Annotated in this window: 25 protein-coding genes and 2 tRNA genes; 6 read left to right on the plus strand and 21 right to left on the minus strand. The window is 40.4% G+C overall.

Annotated elements, in window-relative coordinates; all coding sequences use genetic code 11:
* Positions 1–196 precede the first annotated feature (196 nt).
* Positions 197–865 carry a gamma-glutamyl-gamma-aminobutyrate hydrolase family protein gene (locus HMPREF2574_RS07530; protein ID WP_024052306.1) on the minus strand — a complete coding sequence of 223 codons (669 nt, stop codon included), beginning with the start codon at positions 863–865 and terminating at the stop codon, positions 197–199.
* A 252-nt stretch (positions 866–1117) separates the two neighbouring features.
* On the opposite strand from HMPREF2574_RS07530, the gene HMPREF2574_RS07535 reads away from it, so the two are divergent.
* Complete coding sequence (locus tag HMPREF2574_RS07535) at positions 1118–2134, plus strand: NAD(P)H-dependent glycerol-3-phosphate dehydrogenase (RefSeq protein ID WP_024052307.1); 1017 nt, start codon at positions 1118–1120, stop codon at positions 2132–2134.
* 27 nt (positions 2135–2161) lie between these two features.
* Positions 2162–3061, plus strand: a complete 900-nt coding sequence (gene galU / locus HMPREF2574_RS07540; RefSeq protein WP_024052308.1) for a UTP--glucose-1-phosphate uridylyltransferase GalU — start codon at positions 2162–2164, stop codon at positions 3059–3061.
* Positions 3062–3499: 438 nt separating this feature from the next.
* Here galU and HMPREF2574_RS07545 read toward each other — a convergent pair whose 3' ends face one another.
* From HMPREF2574_RS07545 to tsaB, 5 genes are read right to left on the minus strand one after another with little or no spacing between them, the layout of a single operon-like run.
* Entirely contained in the window at positions 3500–3823 is a 324-nt protein-coding gene (locus HMPREF2574_RS07545) for an AzlD domain-containing protein (protein WP_003028637.1), read from the minus strand.
* A complete protein-coding gene (locus HMPREF2574_RS07550) occupies positions 3813–4508 on the minus strand; it encodes an AzlC family ABC transporter permease (RefSeq protein WP_070812391.1) in 696 nt (231 codons plus the stop codon). The genes HMPREF2574_RS07545 and HMPREF2574_RS07550 overlap by 11 nt, the downstream gene beginning before the upstream one ends.
* 2 nt (positions 4509–4510) lie before the next feature.
* Positions 4511–5524 carry a tRNA (adenosine(37)-N6)-threonylcarbamoyltransferase complex transferase subunit TsaD gene (gene tsaD / locus HMPREF2574_RS07555; protein ID WP_024052311.1) on the minus strand — a complete coding sequence of 338 codons (1014 nt, stop codon included), beginning with the start codon at positions 5522–5524 and terminating at the stop codon, positions 4511–4513.
* Positions 5517–5957 carry a ribosomal protein S18-alanine N-acetyltransferase gene (gene rimI, locus HMPREF2574_RS07560; RefSeq protein WP_024052312.1) on the minus strand — a complete coding sequence of 147 codons (441 nt, stop codon included), beginning with the start codon at positions 5955–5957 and terminating at the stop codon, positions 5517–5519. Before rimI ends, tsaD begins: the two co-directional genes overlap by 8 nt.
* Positions 5954–6637, minus strand: coding sequence for a tRNA (adenosine(37)-N6)-threonylcarbamoyltransferase complex dimerization subunit type 1 TsaB (tsaB, locus tag HMPREF2574_RS07565; protein ID WP_070812392.1), 684 nt, complete (start codon positions 6635–6637; stop codon positions 5954–5956). Before tsaB ends, rimI begins: the two co-directional genes overlap by 4 nt.
* A 277-nt stretch (positions 6638–6914) precedes the next feature.
* On the opposite strand from tsaB, the gene HMPREF2574_RS07570 reads away from it, so the two are divergent.
* Positions 6915–7145, plus strand: coding sequence for a DNA-directed RNA polymerase subunit epsilon (locus tag HMPREF2574_RS07570; RefSeq protein WP_020999859.1), 231 nt, complete (start codon positions 6915–6917; stop codon positions 7143–7145).
* Between the two features lie 3 nt (positions 7146–7148).
* Positions 7149–8831, plus strand: coding sequence for a ribonuclease J1 (gene rnjA, locus HMPREF2574_RS07575; RefSeq protein ID WP_003026442.1), 1683 nt, complete (start codon positions 7149–7151; stop codon positions 8829–8831).
* Between the two features lie 222 nt (positions 8832–9053).
* Here rnjA and gap read toward each other — a convergent pair whose 3' ends face one another.
* The 11 genes from gap to rsgA form a co-directional block, all read right to left on the minus strand.
* Positions 9054–10061 carry a type I glyceraldehyde-3-phosphate dehydrogenase gene (gene gap / locus HMPREF2574_RS07580; protein WP_003026445.1) on the minus strand — a complete coding sequence of 336 codons (1008 nt, stop codon included), beginning with the start codon at positions 10059–10061 and terminating at the stop codon, positions 9054–9056.
* 471 nt (positions 10062–10532) lie between these two features.
* On the minus strand, positions 10533–12614 hold the full coding sequence (fusA, locus tag HMPREF2574_RS07585; RefSeq protein WP_003026447.1) for an elongation factor G: 2082 nt from the start codon (positions 12612–12614) through the stop codon (positions 10533–10535).
* Between the two features lie 159 nt (positions 12615–12773).
* On the minus strand, positions 12774–13244 hold the full coding sequence (rpsG, locus tag HMPREF2574_RS07590; RefSeq protein WP_003026449.1) for a 30S ribosomal protein S7: 471 nt from the start codon (positions 13242–13244) through the stop codon (positions 12774–12776).
* Between the two features lie 19 nt (positions 13245–13263).
* Positions 13264–13677 carry a 30S ribosomal protein S12 gene (rpsL, locus tag HMPREF2574_RS07595; protein ID WP_003026451.1) on the minus strand — a complete coding sequence of 138 codons (414 nt, stop codon included), beginning with the start codon at positions 13675–13677 and terminating at the stop codon, positions 13264–13266.
* A 198-nt stretch (positions 13678–13875) separates the two neighbouring features.
* On the minus strand, positions 13876–14181 hold the full coding sequence (locus HMPREF2574_RS07600) for a hypothetical protein (RefSeq protein WP_206151519.1): 306 nt from the start codon (positions 14179–14181) through the stop codon (positions 13876–13878).
* 25 nt (positions 14182–14206) lie between these two features.
* The gene (gene purR, locus HMPREF2574_RS07605; protein WP_003026455.1) at positions 14207–15025 is read right to left on the minus strand and encodes a pur operon repressor; all 819 of its coding nucleotides are present in this window, start codon (positions 15023–15025) and stop codon (positions 14207–14209) included.
* A gap of 91 nt (positions 15026–15116) precedes the next feature.
* The gene (locus HMPREF2574_RS07610) at positions 15117–16061 is read right to left on the minus strand and encodes a 3'-5' exoribonuclease YhaM family protein (protein WP_070584572.1); all 945 of its coding nucleotides are present in this window, start codon (positions 16059–16061) and stop codon (positions 15117–15119) included.
* Positions 16051–17307 (minus strand): DNA recombination protein RmuC, encoded by a 1257-nt coding sequence (locus HMPREF2574_RS07615; protein ID WP_024052318.1) that lies wholly within the window; start codon positions 17305–17307, stop codon positions 16051–16053. Before HMPREF2574_RS07615 ends, HMPREF2574_RS07610 begins: the two co-directional genes overlap by 11 nt.
* Before the next feature lies 1 nt (position 17308).
* A complete protein-coding gene (locus HMPREF2574_RS07620) occupies positions 17309–17941 on the minus strand; it encodes a thiamine diphosphokinase (RefSeq protein ID WP_070584576.1) in 633 nt (210 codons plus the stop codon).
* Positions 17934–18593: a ribulose-phosphate 3-epimerase gene (gene rpe, locus HMPREF2574_RS07625; protein ID WP_024052319.1), complete on the minus strand. Its 660-nt coding sequence runs from the start codon at positions 18591–18593 to the stop codon at positions 17934–17936. The genes HMPREF2574_RS07620 and rpe overlap by 8 nt, the downstream gene beginning before the upstream one ends.
* 12 nt (positions 18594–18605) lie before the next feature.
* Positions 18606–19484 carry a ribosome small subunit-dependent GTPase A gene (gene rsgA / locus HMPREF2574_RS07630; RefSeq protein WP_042754055.1) on the minus strand — a complete coding sequence of 293 codons (879 nt, stop codon included), beginning with the start codon at positions 19482–19484 and terminating at the stop codon, positions 18606–18608.
* Positions 19485–19595: 111 nt separating this feature from the next.
* Between rsgA and HMPREF2574_RS07635 the strand changes: the two genes are divergently transcribed.
* Together HMPREF2574_RS07635 and HMPREF2574_RS07640 are read left to right on the plus strand one after the other, a co-directional pair.
* Positions 19596–19678, plus strand: a tRNA-Leu gene (locus HMPREF2574_RS07635).
* A gap of 139 nt (positions 19679–19817) precedes the next feature.
* Positions 19818–19906: transfer RNA gene (locus HMPREF2574_RS07640), tRNA-Ser, on the plus strand.
* Positions 19907–19965: 59 nt separating this feature from the next.
* Here the strand turns inward: HMPREF2574_RS07640 and rsmA are convergent.
* From rsmA to HMPREF2574_RS07660, 4 genes are read right to left on the minus strand one after another with little or no spacing between them, the layout of a single operon-like run.
* A complete protein-coding gene (rsmA, locus tag HMPREF2574_RS07645; protein ID WP_024052321.1) occupies positions 19966–20841 on the minus strand; it encodes a 16S rRNA (adenine(1518)-N(6)/adenine(1519)-N(6))-dimethyltransferase RsmA in 876 nt (291 codons plus the stop codon).
* Positions 20842–20859: 18 nt separating this feature from the next.
* A complete protein-coding gene (locus tag HMPREF2574_RS07650; protein ID WP_024052322.1) occupies positions 20860–21576 on the minus strand; it encodes a hypothetical protein in 717 nt (238 codons plus the stop codon).
* The gene (gene rnmV, locus HMPREF2574_RS07655; protein ID WP_024052323.1) at positions 21566–22144 is read right to left on the minus strand and encodes a ribonuclease M5; all 579 of its coding nucleotides are present in this window, start codon (positions 22142–22144) and stop codon (positions 21566–21568) included. Before rnmV ends, HMPREF2574_RS07650 begins: the two co-directional genes overlap by 11 nt.
* Positions 22144–22923: a TatD family hydrolase gene (locus tag HMPREF2574_RS07660; RefSeq protein WP_024052324.1), complete on the minus strand. Its 780-nt coding sequence runs from the start codon at positions 22921–22923 to the stop codon at positions 22144–22146. Before HMPREF2574_RS07660 ends, rnmV begins: the two co-directional genes overlap by 1 nt.
* Positions 22924–22943: the final 20 nt, after the last annotated feature.

The raw sequence follows: 22943 nt of genomic DNA on the forward strand, positions 1-22943 counted from the left end.
AAAACATTGAATTGCTTGACAAATGGTAGAAAAAAGACCACCTCTTTGGTGATCCTTATAGGGAGATTATTATGAAAAAGTTTTAGGATTTCATCAAATAAAGTTAGGAGGTCTTCATTTGATAATATTATTATAAAACGATTTTCTTAAATGAAGCTTAAGCCGTATTTCAAATTTACAATTTCTGCAAAAGATACTAAAAAAGTTCTAGATTCCCTTTTTCTTCATTGACTAAAAACTCTGGGTGCCATTGAAGCCCAATGATCCGACTATCATCTAGCGACTCAATCGCTTCAATGGTTTCATCCCTAGGATCAAAAGCTGTTGCGCGAAAATTCGGTGCCAAATCTTTAATACTTTGTCGGTGGACAGAGTTAATCTGACTAGCACGACCGAACAATTCTTCAACAATGCTGCCTTTCTCAGTTTGAATAGAATGAGAAGTTCTAAAAGGTAAGCCCTGCCAATGGTTGTCAATATGCTGATTGAGCGTTCCATCAAAAGCAACATTGACCAACTGCAAGCCTCGGCAAATTGCCATAATTGGTTTTTCTTGTCGAATAGTTTCTGCTAACAGAGCCAGCTCAAATTCGTCTCGCACCATATTGTAATCATCACTCTCAATCGTCTGCTTTTCTCCGTAAAAAGTGGGGTGCACATGTTGTCCGCCAGACAAAATCAATTTATCAATACTTTCAATATAATCCCTCACCAAACTTTTGTCACCAACAGGGATAATCATAGGCAATCCACCAGCAATTCTGATACTCTCAGCAAATTTACTAGAAACGGACGAATGGATATTTTTACCTTCCTTATCGACAGGACAAAGATTAGCGGTCACTCCAACAATCGGTCTGCTCATACGATTCCCTCCTCATTGATATACACAATCTTACCACTTCCTCTACCTGCCGTCCAATTGATTTTTTTTAAAGGTCGTGATAAATAGTTTTTATACTAGCCACAACTCCTGCCTCATTACACTCTTTTTATGCACTTTAATCAGCCTTTATTCTTATAAAATAATAACTTATAAAAACAAGCTACTACTAAACAAGAAATTTATCGCTTTCTATGGTAAAATGAAATTAGAAAACTCTATAAGGAGAAGAACATGGAAAAACAAACAGTTGCTGTTTTAGGCCCTGGTTCATGGGGGACTGCCTTGGCACAAGTATTAAATGACAACGGACATGAAGTTCGTATTTGGGGCAATATTGCCGAACAAATTACTGAAATCAACGAGCACCACACTAACAAACGGTATTTTAAAGATATTGTTCTTGATGAAAAGATCACAGCGTATTACGACTTAAAAGAAACCCTTGATGGCGTGGATGCTATCCTTTTCGTCGTTCCAACCAAGGTCACACGTCTTGTAGCCAAACAAGTAGCCGAGGTGCTGAATCATCCAGTTAAAGTGATGCATGCTTCAAAAGGTCTGGAGCCCGACACTCACAAACGACTTTCCATGATTTTAGAGGAAGAATTGCCTGAACAATTCCGTAGCGAAATCGTCGTTGTCTCTGGTCCCAGCCACGCTGAGGAGACTATCGTTCGCGACATTACTCTCATCACAGCAGCTTCAAAAGACTTAGAAACAGCTAAATACGTCCAAAACCTTTTCAGCAATCACTACTTCCGTCTCTACACCAATACAGATGTCATCGGTGTGGAAACAGCGGGTGCACTCAAAAACATCATTGCGGTCGGAGCAGGGGCTCTTCACGGTCTTGGCTATGGTGACAATGCAAAAGCCGCTATTATCACGCGTGGCTTAGCAGAAATCACCCGTCTCGGTGTCAAACTCGGTGCCAGTCCTTTAACATATAGCGGTTTATCCGGAGTGGGAGATTTAATTGTCACAGGAACCTCCGTTCACTCACGCAATTGGCGCGCTGGTGACGCTCTTGGTCGCGGTGAAAAGTTAGAAGATATCGAAGCCAACATGGGCATGGTTATTGAAGGCATTTCCACCACCAAAGCTGCTTACGAACTCGCACAAGAACTGGGTGTCTATATGCCAATTACTCAAGCGATCTATCATGTGATTTATGAAAGCCTTAACATAAAAGACGCCATTTATGATATAATGAATAATGAATTCAAAGCTGAAAACGAATGGTCGTAATTAGCTACTACAAAAAAGGAGGGGCATATGACTCAAGTAAGAAAAGCTGTTATCCCTGCTGCTGGACTCGGAACTCGTTTCTTGCCAGCAACCAAAGCGCTCGCCAAAGAAATGCTGCCTATTGTTGACAAACCAACTATTCAATTTATTGTTGAAGAAGCGTTAAAATCCGGTATCAAAGACATTCTGGTTGTAACAGGTAAATCCAAACGCTCCATTGAAGACCACTTTGATTCAAATTTTGAATTGGAGTACAACCTCAAAGAAAAAGGTAAATCTGATCTTTTAAAACTCGTAGATGAAACGACTGGTATCGGTCTTCATTTCATTCGTCAAAGCCATCCACGTGGGCTTGGAGATGCTGTTTTACAAGCCAAAGCTTTCGTTGGGAATGAATCTTTCGTTGTCATGCTAGGTGATGACCTAATGGACATTACAAATGACAAAGCAGTACCACTTACCAAGCAATTGATGAACGATTACGAAGAAACACACGCTTCAACTATTGCTGTTATGAAAGTGCCACACGACGAAGTTTCTTCTTACGGTGTTATTGATCCACAAGGTGAAGGAGTAAATGGGCTCTACAGCGTTGAAACTTTTGTTGAAAAGCCAAAACCAGAAGACGCACCAAGTGATCTCGCCATTATCGGACGCTACCTACTAACACCTGAAATCTTCTCCATCTTGGAAACACAAAAGCCAGGTGCCGGAAATGAAATCCAGCTGACAGATGCTATTGATACTCTCAACAAAACACAAAGAGTATTCGCTCGTGAGTTCACAGGTGACCGTTATGATGTCGGCGACAAATTTGGCTTTATGAAAACATCTATTGACTATGCCCTCAAACATCCTCAAGTCAAAGACGATATGAAGCAATACATTATTGAGTTAGGCAAGAAATTAGACAAAAAAGAAAACTAACAGACAGCTGTGATGGGTGGCACCTATTCCTAATCAATTGTTCCAAGGAACTCTAATTGATTAAAATCAAAAGTGCTTTTCCAATCACTACCTTTGTTGGGAAAACAATAGCTTGTAAAAGGCAGGGAAAATCTCATCCCTGCCTTACTTTTTGATATCCAAAATTCTTAACGAAGTAGATAATTGCTCAAAGCACTGACTTGAGGTTATAGATAGAGTTTGCGAAGTAAGTCTCAATACTGCTTTTGGCAGACTCGGAAAAAACCTTTGGAAATGAAAATAGTAACCGCAAATCTACTTTACAACAAACTCTCATTGTACCCAATCTAAATAAAAAACTCATTAAAATTCTGAATGGTCTGTTTTAGGTCTTAAACGGTCATTTTTAACTAAAACTCCGCTTTAGTGATTTCCTAAGACAGAGTTATTTCTATAAAGTTAAAAGATAAATCGCAGAATAGCTACCAATATCACACCAAAAATCACGGTCACTACTAAGTTACGATAGCGAAAAGCAATATAAATTGTTGGAAAGACAGCTATTAAATCTAGCCATTTAAAGGTTGGCAACTGCCCTATCTTCCCATTTGTAAGGCTGGATAAAATCAATGCAAAAATAATAGAGACTGGTAAATACTGTAAAAATCGTTCTACAACTTTAGGTAAGCCACGATATTTTACCAAGATAAAAGGAGTCACCCGCGCTAGCCACGTCACCAAGGCTGAGAGAAGAATGGCGACAAATATATAATTATTTATCATCTAGCATTACTCCCGCAGCACAACCTAATAAGGTCGACATTAAAACAGCTAAAGACGAAGAAACAAGCATGCTTAAAACATAGAACGATAAAGCTACCACAGACAAAATCACTACTAGTTTTTGAAATTTTGTTTTATGTAACATCACTAAAAATTGGGAAGAAAAAATCCCAATAAACATGCCTACCAGCGCAAAGTCCAGTCCAAACACTTCTGGATTGGGCAAAAGACTTCCTAATGTCGTTCCGACCACAGAGCCAACAATCCAAGCAAGATAGCTCGTAATATTATTGCCATACATCCACTGAAGCGAAATATCCTTTGTATGGACACGCTCACTTAGTAAAACGCCGTATGTTTCATCTGTCAAGAGTATTCCGATACCGATATTTTGCAATAGACTGGCATGCCGAAAAAAGGTTGATGTATGAAGGCTCAGCAAAAACAACCGCAAATTGATTAAAAAAACTGTCAGAGCAATAGCTGTTACCGGTGCGTAAATCGCAAGAAGTGCTAGCATAGCAAACTGAGCACTTCCTGCATAGACTAAACTGCTCATGAGTGCCATTTCAAGAGGACTGACATAAGAGGCACCAATAATTCCACAAGCTAGTCCAATACTAATATACCCAAGAGCCGTTGGCATCGCTGCCTTAGCCCCATCCTTAAAACTTTTTCCAATCATATTTATTCTTCCATTGTGTCAAATGCCAGACTTGGCTTAGCATTCAAGCTAAATGTTGCAAGCTTCCCTTTATTCCACTCACTGACGCTCGCATAAGCAATCATTCCTGCATTGTCCCCACAGAGACGCAAAGGCGGTATGATTACCTTGATATCTGTCATTTCAGCTGCTAAACGTTCACGTAAACCTTGATTAGCAGCAACACCGCCCGCAACGACTAAGGTCTTAACAGGATATTTCTCCAAAGCTTTTTTTGTTTTTGCCATGAGAATATCTAAAACAGCAGCTTGAAAACTAGCAGCCAAATTTTCTTTCGACAAACTTTCACCCCTTTGCTCCGCATTGTGACAGAGGTTGATAAAGGCAGACTTCAACCCAGAGAAAGAAAATTCTAAATTATCCTCTTTAATCATCGCTCTCGGAAAATCATAAATATCTTGTCCTTTATGGGCCAATTCATCTATCTCACGCCCAGCTGGATAAGTCAATCCCATCACACGACCAACTTTATCATAAGCTTCTCCAACTGCATCATCGCGTGTTTCTCCGACAATCTGATAATCACCAGCTTCGCTAACATAAACCAATTCCGTATGCCCTCCACTGACTAATAATGCTAAAAGAGGGTATTCTAATTTCTCAACACTCTGAGCCGCCATCAGATGACCTGCCATATGATTGACAGGAATAAGCGGTAAATGATGTGCCCACGCAAAAGACTTGGCAGCTGCCAATCCGACCAAAAGAGCACCAACTAGCCCCGGTCCATAAGTGACTGCTACTGCAGTCACTTCTTTTTCTGTAATACCAGCCTCCGCAAGAGCCTCCTCAATGCAAGCTGTGATAACTTCCACATGATGACGGCTAGCCACTTCCGGTACCACGCCACCAAAACGTTTATGGCTCTCAATCTGGCTGGCAATAACATTGGATAAGAGTTCAGCGTCATTCTTTAAAACCGCTACGCTAGTCTCATCGCAGGAGGTCTCAAAAGCTAAAATATATCTGTCATTCATTGTTTTCCCTTTTCATTACAATCGCATTTTCCACTGGCTCATGATAGTAATTCTTACGCCGAGCGATTTCTATAAATTTCTCTTTTTGGTAAAATAGCAGAGCTGCTTTGTTGGATTCTCTCACTTCGAGAAAAATCTCTTTGTCAATTGGCAGATGTTCAAACAAAGCGGTCGCAATTTTTTGTCCTTGATAGGCTTTCTTAACCGCAATTTGTAAAACTTCCGCTTCAAAATCCGACTCTTGAAAAGCCAGAAAGCCGATTAAATTTTGAGCTTCCAAGGCCAAAACATAAACTGACAAAGGATTTTGTAAATCTTTCTCAATCTGCTCTATATTCCAAGGACTGGCTGCATAAACATCTTTTAATACTTGATAAATCTGCTCCGCCAAATCAGCAACCTGCTTTTTTTCATCTTTTTTAATCTCAATCATAATCGCTTGATGTAAGAATCGTTCGTTTCTTGATGATTTTTGAGCCAATTCTCTTCTGCTTCCACTCGCTTGAGATAATTCGGTACGAAATCATGAACAGAACAAGCTGGTAATTGTAGGCCGATTTTAGCAAGGAGCACAGCGCTTGGCAAGGTTGCTTTGATAAGAGCTGATGGCAAAGCGGATTGAATCTGCTCCGCAAAATTTTCCACTTCTCCTACAAAAGTTACCTGAGAAGCAGACTTGGCTTTTTCTAACACTTCTTCAAAAGATAAATGAGCTTCCGGCTGAGTTGCTCTGCCATTTTCATAAAAACCAGCATAGACATTGTTGCGTCTAGCATCCATGAGAGGAATGACCAAGCCGTCAATGTCCTCTGACACCATAATCCGCAAGCTAGAAACTCCCACCAAATCTATTTTAAGCGTATGTGCTAACGTTTTGGCCGTTGCCACAGCAATTCGCAAACCTGTATAACTACCAGGACCTTCTGCAACTACAATGCGACCTAAGTCACTTGGTTTCAAATCCAAACTTTCCATTAAAAAATCAATAGCCGGCATCAATGTAACGCTATGATTTTTCTTAATATTTATCGTCATCTCAGCAAGCAACTTATCATCTTCTAAAATCGCAATTGCTAGGGCTTTGCTGGATGTGTCAAAAGCTAAAACTTTCATTCTTATCTTTCCTTTGTGATAATCTACTTTCTATTATACTACAAAAAATACGGATTTCCTCAATATGATTTCCAAAAAAACAAGACCTTTTGAAAATCGTTTTCCTAGTTTTTCTCACTTCTTTCTTTTACTAAATAACCTTTTTATGATATAATGATTATAATTGTAACGTATCAAAATCAATTTATTACCCAGAAAATCAAATAGATGGAGACCGCCCTTGAAAATAAGGTGGCTATTTTCTGGTAGATTGATCATGAATGAGAAAGGAATTGAAATGATTTACAAAGTTTTTTATCAAGAAACAAAAGAACGCAATCCACGTCGGGAAAACACGCATTCTCTCTACTTGGATATTGACGCCAAAGACGAACTAGAAGGACGCATCAAAGCCCGGAAACTCGTCGAAGAAAAAACACCTTATAATGTTGAATTGATTACACTTTTGTCTGACAAACATTTAGAATACGAAAAAGAATCAGGCAACTTTACAATTACGGAGCTCTAAACCATGTCATATACTTTAAAACCCGAAGAAGTCGGTGTATTTGCCATTGGTGGTTTAGGAGAAATCGGAAAAAATACCTACGGGATTGAATACCAGGATGAGATTATCATCGTTGATGCAGGGATTAAATTTCCTGAAGACGACCTCTTAGGGATTGATTATGTCATTCCTGATTATTCTTATATCGTAGAAAATATTGACCGTATCAAAGGAGTGTTGATTACTCACGGTCACGAAGACCACATCGGAGGGATTCCCTTCCTTCTCAAGCAAGCAAATGTTCCCATTTATGCTGGACCACTTGCCCTTGCACTGATTCGTGGTAAATTGGAAGAGCACGGACTTTTACGTGACGCTAAACTCTACGAAATCAATCAAAATACCGAACTTCAATTTAAAAATTTAAAAGCAACCTTCTTCCGCACAACTCACTCTATCCCAGAGCCTTTGGGAATTGTCATCCACACACCTCAAGGGAAAATTGTTTGTACGGGTGACTTCAAATTTGACTTTACCCCCGTTGGCGAGCCAGCAGATTTACATCGAATGGCAGCTCTTGGGGAAGATGGCGTTCTAGCACTTCTTTCTGATTCCACCAATGCAGAAATTCCAACTTTCACAAATTCCGAAAAAGTCGTTGGTCAATCTATCATGAAAATCATTGAAGGCATTCACGGGCGGATTATTTTTGCCTCCTTTGCCTCAAATATCTTCCGTCTTCAACAAGCTGCGGATGCTGCGGTTAAAACTGGCCGAAAAATTGCTGTTTTTGGACGCTCAATGGAAAAAGCCATTGTCAACGGAATTGAACTAGGTTATATCAAAACCCCAAAAGGGACGTTCATTGAACCAAATGAAATTAAAGATTATCCTGCAAATGAAATTCTAATCATGTGTACAGGAAGTCAAGGAGAGCCAATGGCAGCTCTTTCACGCATTGCGAATGGAACACATCGTCAAGTGCAGCTTCAACCAGGTGATACAGTGATTTTCTCTTCTAGTCCTATCCCTGGAAATACCACCAGTGTCAATAAGCTCATCAACACCATTTCAGAAGCTGGCGTTGATGTTATCCATGGAAAAATCAATAATATCCATACCTCTGGGCACGGAGGGCAACAAGAACAAAAACTCATGCTTCGCTTGATAAAACCGAAGTATTTCATGCCAGTCCATGGTGAATACCGCATGCAAAAAGTCCATGCCGGGCTTGCAATGGATACAGGTATCCCTAAAAAGAATATCTTTATCATGAGCAATGGAGACGTCCTTGCTTTAACTGCCAATTCAGCTCGTATTGCAGGAAGTTTCAATGCCCAAGATATTTATGTTGATGGTAATCGTATCGGAGAAATCGGTGCTGCAGTCCTTCGCGACAGACGTGACCTTTCCGAAGATGGCGTTGTCCTTGCAGTAGCTACCGTTGACTTTAAATCAAAAATGATTTTGGCTGGTCCTGATATTCTTAGTCGCGGTTTTATCTATATGCGTGAATCAGGTGAACTGATCCGTCATAGCCAACGTATTCTTTTCAATGCGATTCGTATTGCATTAAAAAATAAAGATGCTAGCATCCAGTCAGTCAATGGTGCTATCGTAAATGCTCTTAGACCATTTTTATATGAAAACACAGAGCGTGAGCCCATTATCATCCCAATGATTTTAACACCAGATGAAGAAATCTAGCAATACAATCCTTACATAGTAAAAAAACAACTTGATTTGGGTAAAGTCAAGTTGTTTTTATTGTAGCTTGGTCATAACGACCAAACGAGTGGAAACTCTGGAGTTTTATCAACATTCTAATTTAATTTTTATACATATTCAGCTCCCAACTTCCACAAGTCTGAACCAAGAGAGAATGGCAACAAAAAAGAGAGGCAAGCCTCCCTTTTCTATACTGATGAATTATTTAGCAATTTTTGCAAAGTATTCAAGAGTACGTACAAGTTGTGCAGTGTATGACATTTCGTTATCGTACCAAGATACAACTTTCACCAATTGTTTTCCGTCAACATCAAGAACTTTAGTTTGAGTTGCATCAAACAATGAACCAAATGACATACCTACGATATCTGAAGATACGATTGGATCTTCTGTGTAACCGTATGATTCGTTAGCTGCTGCTTTCATAGCTGCATTTACTTCATCAACAGTTACATTCTTTTCAAGAACAGCAACCAATTCAGTAACTGATCCAGTTGGAGTTGGAACACGTTGGGCTGAACCATCAAGTTTACCGTTCAATTCTGGGATAACAAGACCGATAGCTTTAGCAGCACCAGTTGAGTTAGGAACGATGTTTGCAGCACCAGCACGAGCACGGCGAAGATCACCTTTACGATGTGGACCGTCAAGAATCATTTGGTCACCAGTGTAAGCGTGGATTGTTGTCATCAAACCTTCAACGATACCGAAGTTGTCTTGAAGTGCTTTAGCCATTGGAGCCAAGCAGTTTGTAGTACATGAAGCACCTGAAATAACTGTTTCAGTACCATCAAGAACATCGTGGTTAGTGTTAAATACGATTGTTTTAACATCGTTTCCGCCAGGAGCAGTGATAACAACTTTCTTAGCTCCACCTTTAAGGTGTTTTTCAGCTGCATCTTTCTTAGCAAAGAAGCCAGTTGCTTCCAAAACGATTTCTACACCGTCAGTAGCCCAGTCGATTTGTTCTGGGTCACGTTCAGCAGAAACTTTAACGAATTTACCGTTAACTTCGAATCCACCTTCTTTAACTTCCACAGTACCGTCGAAACGACCTTGAGTTGTGTCATATTTCAACAAATGTGCAAGCATAACTGGATCTGTAAGATCGTTGATACGAGTAACTTCAACACCTTCTACGTTTTGGATACGACGGAATGCAAGACGACCGATACGACCGAAACCGTTAATACCAACTTTAACTACCATTCGTGATTTCCTCCTTATGAAAATCAAAAAATTTTTATGTGAAAAGAGTAACTTGAGTTGCTACAAATCACCTTTCAACATATCTATTATATACTTTATCCCTTAAAATTGCAACTGATTTCAGCATTATTAACAAGGAATATCATTCCTTTCAAAGATTTTCATTTCTCTTTCATTTTCGGAAGCTAAGTGGGAGATATGCAAAAAGAGAGTGGGACAGAAATCAGTAGTTTCGTAAAAACTTGATTTCATCGTCCCACCTCTGTACGGTTGAGTAGAGCTGTAAAAGTTGATTTATCAACGTATTAGAGTCCACTCAACAGTGATTAATTGGCACTAAAGTGCCTAATTAATTGTGCATGGGAAACTCTACATTGACTAAAGTGAATAGAGCTTCTCCAAACCACTGCATCTTATAATTCTGACTATATAAAAAACGCCCGCAACTGCGGACGCATGGGCTTGACTTGATTAAGCTTCACCTTTGTTTTTCTTAATGATTTCTTCTTGTACTGACTTCGGTACATCTTCGTAGTGGTCAAATACCATCATGAAAGTACCGCGTCCTTGTGATGCTGAACGAAGAACTGTTGCATAACCGAACATTTCAGCAAGTGGAACATAAGCACGAACGATTTGGCTGTTACCATGAGCTTCCATACCATCAACACGTCCACGACGAGCTGTTACGTGTCCCATAACATCACCGAGGTTTTCTTCTGGTACAGTAATTGTAACAAGCATCATTGGTTCAAGAATGGTTGGTTGCGCAGTCTTAGCAGCTTCTTTAAGAGCAAGAGAGGCAGCAACTTTAAAGGCTGTTTCAGATGAGTCGACATCGTGGTATGAACCATCATACAGTTTTGCCTTCACGTCAACGATTGGGTAACCAGCAAGAACACCATTTGCCATTGACTCAATCAAACCTTTTTCTACAGCTGGGATGAATTCACGTGGAACGACACCACCAACGATAGCATTTTCAAACTCGAATCCTTTTCCTTCTTCATTTGGAGTAAATTCAATCCAAACATCACCGAATTGACCTTTACCACCTGATTGGCGTTTGAAGAATCCACGTGCTGATGTTTGTGCACGGAATGTTTCACGGTAAGATACTTGAGGAGCACCTACGTTTGCTTCCACTTTGAACTCACGACGCATACGGTCTACAAGGACATCCAAGTGAAGCTCACCCATACCAGAGATAACTGTTTCACCAGTTTCAACGTTAGTTTCAACGCGGAATGTTGGGTCTTCTTCAGCCAATTTTTGAAGGGCAATACCCATCTTATCTTGGTCAGCTTTTGACTTAGGTTCAACCATCAATTGGATAACTGGTTCTGGAACTTCGATAGATTCAAGGATAATTTTTGCCTTTTCATCTGTCAATGAGTCACCAGTTGTAGTATCTTTCAAACCAACAGCTGCAGCAATGTCACCAGAGTAAACTGTTTCGATTTCATTCCGATGGTTAGCGTGCATTTGCAGGATACGTCCAATACGTTCACGTTTTCCTTTAGAAGTATTCAAAACGTATGAACCTGAGTTCAAGACACCTGAGTACACACGGAAGAAAGTCAAACGACCAACAAATGGGTCTGTCATAATCTTGAAAGCAAGTGCTGCAAATGGTTCGTCATCAGATGCAGGACGAGTTTCTTCTTCTTCAGTATCTGGGTTTACACCCTTGATAGCTGGAATGTCAAGTGGGCTTGGAAGGTAGTCAATAACTGCATCAAGCATCATTTGAACACCTTTGTTCTTGAAGGCAGAACCAGCAAGAACTGGGAAGAATTCAACATTGATAGTTGCTTTACGGATGGCAGCTTTTAGTTCTGCTTCAGTAATTTCTTCACCTTCAAGGTATTTCATCATCAAGTCTTCATCAGTTTCAGCAACTGCTTCTACTAATTTTTCACGCCATTCTTGGGCTTGTTCAAGATAATCCGCTGGAATATCTTCTTCAAGAATATCTGTTCCAAGGTCATTTGTATAGATTTCGGCTTTCATGCGAACCAAGTCAATGATACCACGGAAGTCATCTTCTGCACCAATCGGCAATTGAATTGGGTGAGCATTTGCTTGAAGACGATCGTGAAGAGTGCTTACTGAGTAAAGGAAGTCTGCACCGATTTTATCCATTTTGTTAGCAAATACGATACGCGGAACACCATATTCAGTTGCTTGACGCCAAACTGTTTCTGTTTGAGGTTCAACACCTGATTGTGAGTCAAGGACAGTTACTGCACCGTCCAATACACGAAGGGAACGTTGTACTTCAATTGTGAAGTCCACGTGTCCTGGTGTGTCAATAATGTTGACACGGTAATCTTTCCATTGTGCTGTTGTTGCAGCAGATGTAATAGTAATACCACGTTCTTGTTCTTGTTCCATCCAGTCCATTTGTGAAGCACCTTCGTGTGTTTCACCAATTTTATGGATTTTACCGGTATAGTAAAGAATACGTTCAGTCGTTGTTGTTTTACCAGCATCGACGTGAGCCATGATACCGATGTTACGAGTTTTTTCAAGTGAAAATTCGCGAGCCATTTGGTTGTTTCTCCTATTATTTTATTTACAGTTTATTATAACATATTTTAAGAAAAGCGAGTAGGCAAATCCTACCCGCTTGTTGATTACTCATGCTAATTAGTAAGAGTACTAAGCCTTTGAAAGAGCTTTTGCAATTCTCTAAAAAGAGAAGCAATCTTACCAGCGGAAGTGAGCAAAAGCACGGTTAGCTTCAGCCATACGGTGAGTATCTTCACGTTTTTTAACAGCTGCACCAGTATTGTTAGCTGCATCCATGATTTCTTTTGCAAGGCGATCTTGCATAGTGTGTTCTCCACGTGAACGTGAAATAGTTACCAACCAACGAAGTCCAAGAGTTGTACGACGTTCTGGACGAACTTCAACTGGGACTTGGTAGTTAGAACCACCAACACGGCGAGCACGTACTTCAAGTACAGGCATGATATTTTCCATAGCTGTTTCAAATACTTCAAGTGCATCATTTCCAGTAGCTTCTTTGATTTGTTCAAAAGCACCATATACGATTGAAGCTGCTGTACCACGTTTCCCATCAAGCATAACGCGGTTGATAAGACGTGTCACTAATTTTGAATTGTAGAGCGGATCTGGCAATACTTCGCGCTTAGGCGCACGGTTTTTACGACTCATTGATCTTTATCCCCTTTCCTTATGCTTTTGGTTTTTTCGTACCGTATTTAGAACGGCCTTGTTTACGATCAGTTACACCTGCAGTATCAAGTGCACCACGAACGATATGGTAACGTACCCCTGGAAGGTCTTTTACACGTCCACCACGAAGAAGCACAACACTGTGTTCTTGCAAGTTATGTCCGATACCTGGGATATAAGCAGTCACTTCAATCAAGTTGCTCAAGCGTACACGAGCAAATTTACGAAGAGCTGAGTTAGGTTTTTTAGGTGTCATAGTACCAACACGAGTTGCAACACCACGTTTTTGTGGTGAGTTTTCACGAGTAGGTACACGTTTAAGACTATTATAACCAACGTTTAAAGCTGGTGATTTAGATTTTTCTACTTTTGATTTACGCGGTTTGCGAACCAATTGGTTAATTGTAGGCATCTACATTTCTCCTGTTTTTTTAATTTTGGTGATGATACACTTGGTGACAGCTATCATCTGTGTGTACTTTTGCAACATTTGTCAGCACGTCTCTGTACACTTTTGAGAGACCAAAAGTAAAAAGTACCGTCTATTAGTATAACACGAAGACACTTTCTTTGTCAATATATTTTTATAGTTTTCTTGCTGAGTTCCCATCTATTGTCCCGTAGTATTTGTGGCTGAGACACCTGCTCCGTTAGGCGTTGGAGTTTGAGCTGAATTGGTCTCAGCCTGTCCTGTAGTAGCTGAAGTTGCTGGCGCTTGATAGGTTTGAGGATAAGTTTGCCCTGCATCTGTTTGAGGCGTCACAGCATTTTGACTTTCTGTAGCAGCTGCTTCGCTAGCTGCACGCGCCGCGTCATCTTGCTTTTTAACGAAAAATAATCCCGCAGCAAGAATGAGTGCCAAAACTGTAACAATCGAAACTCTCAGCCCCAAGGAGCTTTGATCCAATTTATCCAATATATTTTTTAAATTTTCACCTCATCTATTTGTCAAAAATATTGCCAACTTCTACGCTGATTTTGTTGGACTTCACATCAATAGCTGTCACTTTCAACAATGATTTGTAATCCAAATGTTCGCGTTCTGTTTGTGCATTTTCCGCAAAGACTGCTACACCAGCCAATTCCGAATCAAATTCTCGTAAAAGGCTAATCATGCCGTTGACTGTCCCGCCGCCTTTTAAGAAATCATCTACGATTAACACACGGCTTCCAGCTTTCAGGCTGCGTTTCGACAAGAACATCTTTTCAATACGGTCACCACTTGAACCTGACACATAATTGACACTAACCGTTGAACCCTCTGTGATTTTCAAGTCGCGGCGCACAATGACAAATGGAACATTTAACACATTTGCCACTGCATTTGCCAACGGCACTCCTTTTGTGGCAACAGTCATTACGGCATCAATTTTTTGATTTCGAAACGTCTTGGCAATAATGCGTCCAATGTTGTTTAAAATAGAAGGCGTACTCAGCAAATCCGATAAGTAAATGTAGCCACCGGGTAAAATTCGATTGCTTTCAGACAATTTCGTGCGGAGGTCTTCCACCATTGCTCTAGCTTCTTTATCCGAGATAGAAGGAGTAAAAATAACGCCTCCTCCTGCTCCTGTAATGGTTTCGATATGCCCGATTTCCATTTCTTCAAAAGCACGTTTGATAATGACAATATCTTCGGAAATGGAAGATTTTGCGGACTCATACTTCTCAGCAAATGTATTGAGACTTGTTAATTCGTACGGATGATTGATTAGGTAGTTAGAAATAACTACCATGCGTTCACTTCTTCTTAATTTCATTTTTTCACCAATTTATTTTATTTTCTTCATTATATCATAATCAGTCCAAAAAACGAACATTATTTTTGCAATAACATTCGTTTTTCGTTTTTTACTTATCAAAATTAGGCTTATAGAAAGAGCGGTTGTCCATAGCAAAGATTCGATTGGTCAGCTCACCCTCGCCAACCAAGGCTAGAGCCGAAGTCATCATCATCATTTCCGCATCTAAATTATCAATCATGTGGATAATTTCAGCTTCCATGATTTTCGGACGCACTGGACTACCGTATTCCAACAAACCGTGATGACTTAGCAAAACATGACGGAGAATAATGACATCTTCTCTAGTGTCGTCAATTTTTAATTCTGCCAACACCTTTGTTATTTCTTCATCAATCAAAGCGATGTGTCCGATGAGATTGCCTCGAACAGTGTATTCTGTTTGCTCTGGGCCTGTCAATTCCAGCACCTTTGCTAAATCATGGAGCATAATTCCTGCATAAAGTAAACTCTTATTTAATTGCGGGTAAATCTCACCAATAGCATTTGCCAGCCGCACCATAGTCGCAGTATGAAAAGCAAGTCCTGCCTCAAAAGCGTGGTGATTGGTTTTCGCTGCTGGATAGGAGTAAAATTCTTTATCGTATTTAGCATACAAAGCCCGTACCACACGCTGCCAAACTGGGTTTTCAATTTTGAAGATCATTTGTGACAGATATTCACGTAGTTCTTGGACATCAACTGGTGGTTTTTCCTTAAAATCAGCTGGATTGTTTGGCTCGCCAACTTTAGGCAATCGCAAGGTAATTTGATTGACTTGAGGGGTGTTGTTATACACTTCTCTGCGCCCTTGCATGTGCACGACTTTTCCAGCAGTAAATTCTTCTACATTGTGAGGTTGAGCATCCCATAATTTTCCTTCAATCGTTCCCGTATCATCTTGAAAGGTAAATGCCAAATAATTTTTTCCAGCCCTTGTCTGACGTAGTTCAGCGGATTTGATGAGATAAAATCCCTCAAACAGCTCGTCTTTTTTCATTTGGTTAATCTTCATATTCTTCCTCTTCATCTTGGAAATCTAGCAGACCATTTAAGTCCGACTTGTCCGAAATTTCAATATGGCGCAAAGTTCGCTCGATAGCATTGGTTCTGCGCGTCAGCAATTCATCAATATTGCCAGAAGCGTGTTGCAAATGTTTTTGCGCCTTGAGCAAAATGCCACCAAATTTATTAAATTCTGATTTGACATTGCCCAAAACCTTGCTGATGTCATCTGCACTTCTTTGAATGTTGAGCGTTTTAAAACCGACCGAAAGCGAATTGAGTAGGGCAGACAACGTAGATGGTCCTGCAACCACAATCTGCTCGTCTCGACGCAAACTATCAAAGAATTCCGGATTGCGAACGACTTCTGAATAAAGCCCTTCCGTTGGTAAAAACATCACGCCAAAGTTTGTTGTTGCAGGAGGCGCTAAGTATTTCTTATTGATGTCCTTGGCAAAACGTTTGACACTCGCTAGCAAAGACTTGCGGTACAAATCAATCTCTTCTTTATTTCCTGATTCGTAAGCATCCTCCAAGTGATAGTAGTCAGCAAGCGGAAACTTGGAATCAATTGGCAAATAAATGTATTCTTTTTCTACTTGCCCCGGTAATTTAATCGCGTACTCTACGCGTTCACTAGAGCCTGCAACTGTCGCAAATTCGCGTTCGTACTGGCTCGGCGTCATAATATCTTCAATAATCTGACCGAGTTGCAATTCACCTAAAATTCCACGCGTTTTGGTATTGGAGAGCACTTTATTTAGAGTGCCCACATCACGCGCTACATTTCGCATTTCACCTAGACCGCGATTGACTGACTCTAACTGTTTAGAAACCGTTTCAAAGGAGGTTTGCAACCGCGTCTGCAGCGTTTTCTCTAATTTTTCTTCCACTGTTTGGCGCATTTGTTCTAAACGACGGTCATTTGACTCTTGAATCTGGCGCATTCGTTCGTCTGTCTTATCACGATTTTTGGTTAGATTCTCGCTTATCTCTAACCGCATTTCTGTTAAATTTCGATGTAAATCCGTGCGCACCTCTCCCAAACGATCTCCCAGAGCCAATTCCAGCTGTTGCTGTGCTAGAAGGCGTTGCTGCCGCTCCTGCTCAAAACGGTAATCCAACTGATCAGATAATTGATCGGCTTGATCTTCAAAAATCTTCTTCGCTTGATCTGTCTGTTGCTGATTCTTTTGCCACAAAAGAAAGGTCACAATAAGAATTCCCAGCAATAAGAAGATGATTACAAACTCCATACTAACTCCTGTCTTTGCTATAAATGATAATAACATAACCCGATTGGCACTCTAAAAAAACGGGCTCATCTATAAATTCGTTAGAAGCATACACTTTTTTAAAAAAATAATTGGATTCGTTTAAAGGATATTTGGCGCCTTCAATGCTCAACCGACTATTGTCCGCAGGCATAAAAGCTAAATAGTTCAGACCAGCTACTGGCTTTACCTCGTGCCGCCCTTGAGGACAATAGCAGAGCTGATTTTGTGCATTGCACAGTCGAATTTGCTGCATATAAGGAGTAATTTCTGGATTACTCGGCAAGAAAATATTTGCCAAAGTATGATCCAAGCGCCCGCCAAAAGCACCAAAAATCGTCACTTGCGCCTGTGGAGAACGTGCAAAAACAGCTTTGACAGCCAACTCTAAATCCGTATCATCTTTTTCAGGTTGTGCTTGAAGTACCTCTTTCGATTGAGAACAAATCAAAGCCAACTCTTCCTCCGAAACAGAATCAAAATCACCGACCGCTAAATCTGGGCAAATGCCTTGTTCAATGAGAAACAGGCTTCCTCTGTCCACTCCGATAAAAATGTCAAAATCCACTTGAAAACTATCTATCATCCCGCCAGCAAAAAGAGCAATTTTAGTCATGCAATGCTTCTTTCAATGTTTGAACCTGATGAGCGACATCTCCTTTGAAAACGTAACTGCCCGCTACAAAGACATTAGCACCAGCTTCTTTAGCAATGCCAATGGTTTCATCATCAATACCACCATCTACTTCAATATCAAAGTCTAGTTGGTTCACTTCTCTCAAAACGACTAATTCGCGTACTTTATCCATTGTTTCTGGCAGAAAGGCTTGCCCACCGAAGCCTGGATTAACAGTCATAACCAAGACTTGATCAACCAAATTCAAAACATTTTTCACCGCTTCAACGGGCGTTCCCGGATTGATAACAACACTTGCCTTGACACCAGCTGCCCGAATCTTTTGCAAAGCTCCGTGAATATGCGGCGTTGCTTCAGCATGGATACTGATAATATCTGCACCCGCACGAGCAAAATCTTCAATATGGTGTTCTGGATTGGAGACCATGAGATGACAATCAAACACCAACTTACTATGTGGTCGCATGCTCGCTACCACACCCGCACCGAAGCTGATATTGGGTACAAAATGTCCGTCCATAATATCAATATGAGCGTAATCTGCCCCTGTGGCTTCTAATTTTTTCAATTCTGATTCAAAATTAGCATAGTCTGCACTTAAAATAGACGGTGCAATTTTATAAGGTTTCATTTGACTTCCTCCTCACTTAGGTTGCTTTTTAGCTACTTTTTTATAGGTTTCACGACGGTTTTCAATTTCGCTCAGAAATTGCAAGTAATTCTCGAAACGAAAAGCTGCAATTTGTTCCTTTTCAACGGCAGGTTTTACTGCACAATTCGGTTCATGCGTATGCGTGCAGGTCCGAAATTTGCAGCCATGACTGACTTTTGCAATTTCAGGAAATGCTCGATTTAAATCCTCTGCATTGTCTACTTCATAATCCAGCGAAGAAAATCCCGGTGTGTCTGCAATTTTTCCCCCATTGAGATTGTAAAAACTAACCACTCTAGTTGTGTGGCGACCACGACCCAAACTTTCTGAAATTTTTCCGGTTTCCAACTGTAAATCTGGCACCATTTTATTGAGCAGAGTAGATTTGCCAACCCCAGTTTGTCCCATGAAAACAGTCGTCTTAGCTGTTAAAAACGGCAAAAGTTCTGTTATTGTCTTGGCAGTATCATAGCCGATAGAGCGATAAATATCAAGGAAAACGTCTAACTCCTTGTCGTTCGCCAACAAATCTAATTTACTGATATAGATAATCGAGTGGATAGCTTTCTGCTCCAAGAGAACTAAATAACGGTCCAAAAGATTGGGATTAAAATCTGGCTCTTTGGCACTCATTATCACGACAGCTTGATCGATATTAACGATGGGCGGCCTCACTAGACTGTTTTTTCGCTCTGCTATTTTTAAGATATAACCTTCAGAATCTTTCTCAGCAGAAAATTCGACCTCATCCCCCACATAGGGAGTTTGTCCTTTCTTGCGGAAATTTCCTCTAGCTCTAGTCTGATAAACCTTGCCTTCTGACTCTACATAATAGAAACCTGCTAAGGCTTTCACGATTATTCCTTTCAAATGGACTCCTTTAACGCTTAATAAGTTTATTATAACAAAAAAAGCAGTATTTTGCTTTTTAGTGCAAAAAAATGATGAAAAACGTTTCTAATATGGTATAATAGATACCAAGCGGAAATGGCGGAACGGCAGACGCGCATGCTTCAGGCGCATGTGTCCATTCGGACGTGAGGGTTCAAATCCCTTTTTCCGCATTTTTATTTCGTTTGATAGTTGTCAACTGTATCGCACTTCACTTCACGTTATGTGCGCTTTGCTTTCTCGCCTAAAACGAAATAGCCTATTTTGAATGCTTCTATCGAGCCCATTCAAAAATTGCTTATTCTAAATTTTGGAAAGGTGGCCCAGCTTGGTACGGCACCGGACTCGAAATCCGGCAAATGGATTTTATTCATGCGCGGGTTCAAATCCCGTCCTTTCCTTATAAAGAACCTCACTAAGACGAACTTAGTGAGGCTTTTTGTTTACAATATTATTCAACTCATCTGAATCCCTCGTCATATAAGCTGTCTGCTAAACGCGCAAATTCTTGCAAATCAAGCGCTTCTCCTCGTACACTTGGAGATAACTCAGCATTGTCCAAAGCGGACTCTAGCTTTGTTTTGACTTCATTAGACTTCCCAAAATAACTGGTCAGATTATTCCAGAGGGTTTTCCGACGGTGAGTAAAGCTAGCTTTTGAGACTTTGAAGAAGAAAGCTTCATCATTGACCTCAACTGCCGGCTGGTCTCTGCGGACCATCTTGAGGATAGCCGAATCCACATTTGGAGCAGGAACAAAGACTGTTCGTGGTACGATAAAAGCGACCTTGGCAGTCATATAATACTGCACCGCTATTGACAAACTGCCATAAGATTTACTATTGGGCTGCGCCGATATGCGATCAGCCACTTCTCGCTGCATCATCACGACAAATTCACTAAAAGGAATGCCACTCTCAATCAGGTGCATGAGGATAGGAGTGGTAATGTAGTAGGGTAGGTTGGCCACCACTTTGATAGGAAGATTTGGATTAGCAAATTCCTTGATTCGGGCTTGCAAGTCTGACTTAAGAATATCTTCATTGACCACGCGCACATTGTCAAAATCCCGCAGAGTATCTGCCAAAATCGGCACCAAGCGCTCATCAATTTCAAAAGCCATGACTTCGGCTGCATTTTCCGCCAAAAACTCAGTCAGTGCCCCGATGCCTGGTCCGATTTCGATAACATTAACATTCTCATCAATCTCAGCTGTGTCCACAATTTTTTGTAAAATATTGGTATCAGTCAAGAAATTCTGACCGAACGATTTTTTAAAAGTAAAGCCATGACGCTCAAGCACAGCCCGCGTCACACTATAATCCGCAATTCTCATAAATCTCTTTTCTATCTATTAGCTAAATAAAATATATAAAATTCGCATAATTCCCAGCACAAGCAAAATCCAAAATGCTGGATGAATACGGCGTTTAGTTTCTGTTGAAGTAGATTCAGTCTCATCAGCCATTTGCTTGTTTTTTTGACTTTTACGTTTCTTCAACTCATCTTGGTAAGCAACCGAATTTAGAATATTGTTTTCTGGTAGCATGTTTGAAGCATAAGCATCTGGGAAGCCCATAGCTCCCCCAAGCAAATCCTCGTCCGCTAAAGAAAAATCTAAATCTTCTGGTCGATTTTGCTGAATAGCACGGACATTTTTTAAAAGTTTGTCAGAAGAAATAGACAACTCATCCATAGAAATAATTTCTAAAACGTCAAATCCTAGCGTATCGCCCCCTTTGATATTTGCAGTAATGTAGCGAACAAAGTCATCGTACAATTGCAAAGTCTGTGGAGCATGTTGCTCTAAAAAAGACCGATTGTGGTGGGCATTTTGCTGGAATTTTTCAATGGAAAGAGTAACTCCCATATTCTGCTCTTGATAAAATTCTTCTGCTTTCTCTTTATCTTCTTTTTCAAGCTCTTCTACTTTTTTCCACAAATCAATAGCTGCTTGCAGCTCTTCTTCACCCCAAAATAGTTGCCAGAAATAAGGAATCGTATAAATTCCCTCCGCTAAAACACGTGTCTCATCTCCGTTTTTTAAATAAATATAGCTTCTATTTGCCATGTCGATTCCTTTCGTACTCTTTCATCACATTTTCAATATCTGTCAATCCAATCCCAAACAATTCTAGTCGTTTAAGCAACTGTTTTCCATTTGAATAGCCAATGCGGAGTTCTTCTCCTAAAAATTCACGACGTTTGCGGCTGTCATTGCCTGCCAGAAATCCTAAGCGAATCAAATCTGAACGTGTGATATCAAAATCAGTCTTTTTTTCAAAATGTTTAGTCACCTGCGAAAGAGCAGCTTTTAAATCTTCATATGAAGCATGCTCAATACCTAATGATTCCCCTTTATTTTTAGACTTAGGAGCAGCCTCATCACGCCTTAAAAAAGCATGCTGAACACTAGGGATCGCTGTCATAATCATCCTACGAATCCGCTCACCATTGACATCTGGGTCTGTAAAAACGATGACTCCATGCAGATTATGAAGGCGTTTGATGCGCTTTATATCTTCTTGGCAAATCGCAGACCCTCTCGTTTCGTAAGTTTCTACGTCAAAATACCGCTTGAGATTGGCTGTATCATCTCGACCTTCTACAACAATGACTTGAGAAATTTTTTCTTTCATCAATCTTCTTTCAAATTAAATATTCGCAGTGCATTTTCATAGGTCGCTTGTGCAACTTCTTCGACAGTCAAACCACGAAGTTCTGCAATCTTGTCTACAACATAGCGAGTATAAGCCGTCCGATTTTCACGACCACGTTTTGGAACAGGAGCTAAGTAAGGTGCGTCCGTTTCAACTAGGATTTTGTCCAAAGGGAGATTTTGCGCAGCTTCCTGCACATCTACAGCCTTCTTAAACGTGACCACACCCGAAAATGAAATCATCATACCAAGTTGGATAAAACGCTCTGCCATTTCCAAAGAACCTGAATAAGAGTGCATAATACCACCACATGGACCTACACCTTCACTTTTAATAATCTCATATGTGTCGTCCAAGGCATCACGAGTGTGCACTACAAAAGGCAAATCAAGATCTTTTGACAATTGAATCTGCCGTCGAAAAACTCGCTCTTGCGTCTCTTTCGGTGCTGTCATCCAATGATAATCCAATCCAATTTCACCCAAAGCAATGACCTTAGGATCATGCAAATGACTGACAAGCATATCCTCCACTTCCTGCGTGTAAGAACCTGCCTCAGTTGGATGCCAACCAATCGTGCTGTATAGTTCGTCATATTGACGAGACAGCACTAGCGACTTTTCAATGGTTTCTGTATCAAAACCCACAATATTCATCTTGGTAACACCTAGCTCGCGTGCGAAAGCAATTTCTTCAGCTTCTTTTCCTGCGAAATTGTCCACGTTGAGGTGTGTATGTGTGTCAAATATGTTCATCATTCATTCCTCTTTATATCAGT

The sequence above is a fragment of the Streptococcus sp. HMSC034E12 genome (genome assembly GCF_001835915.1).
Taxonomy (GTDB): domain Bacteria; phylum Bacillota; class Bacilli; order Lactobacillales; family Streptococcaceae; genus Streptococcus; species Streptococcus vaginalis.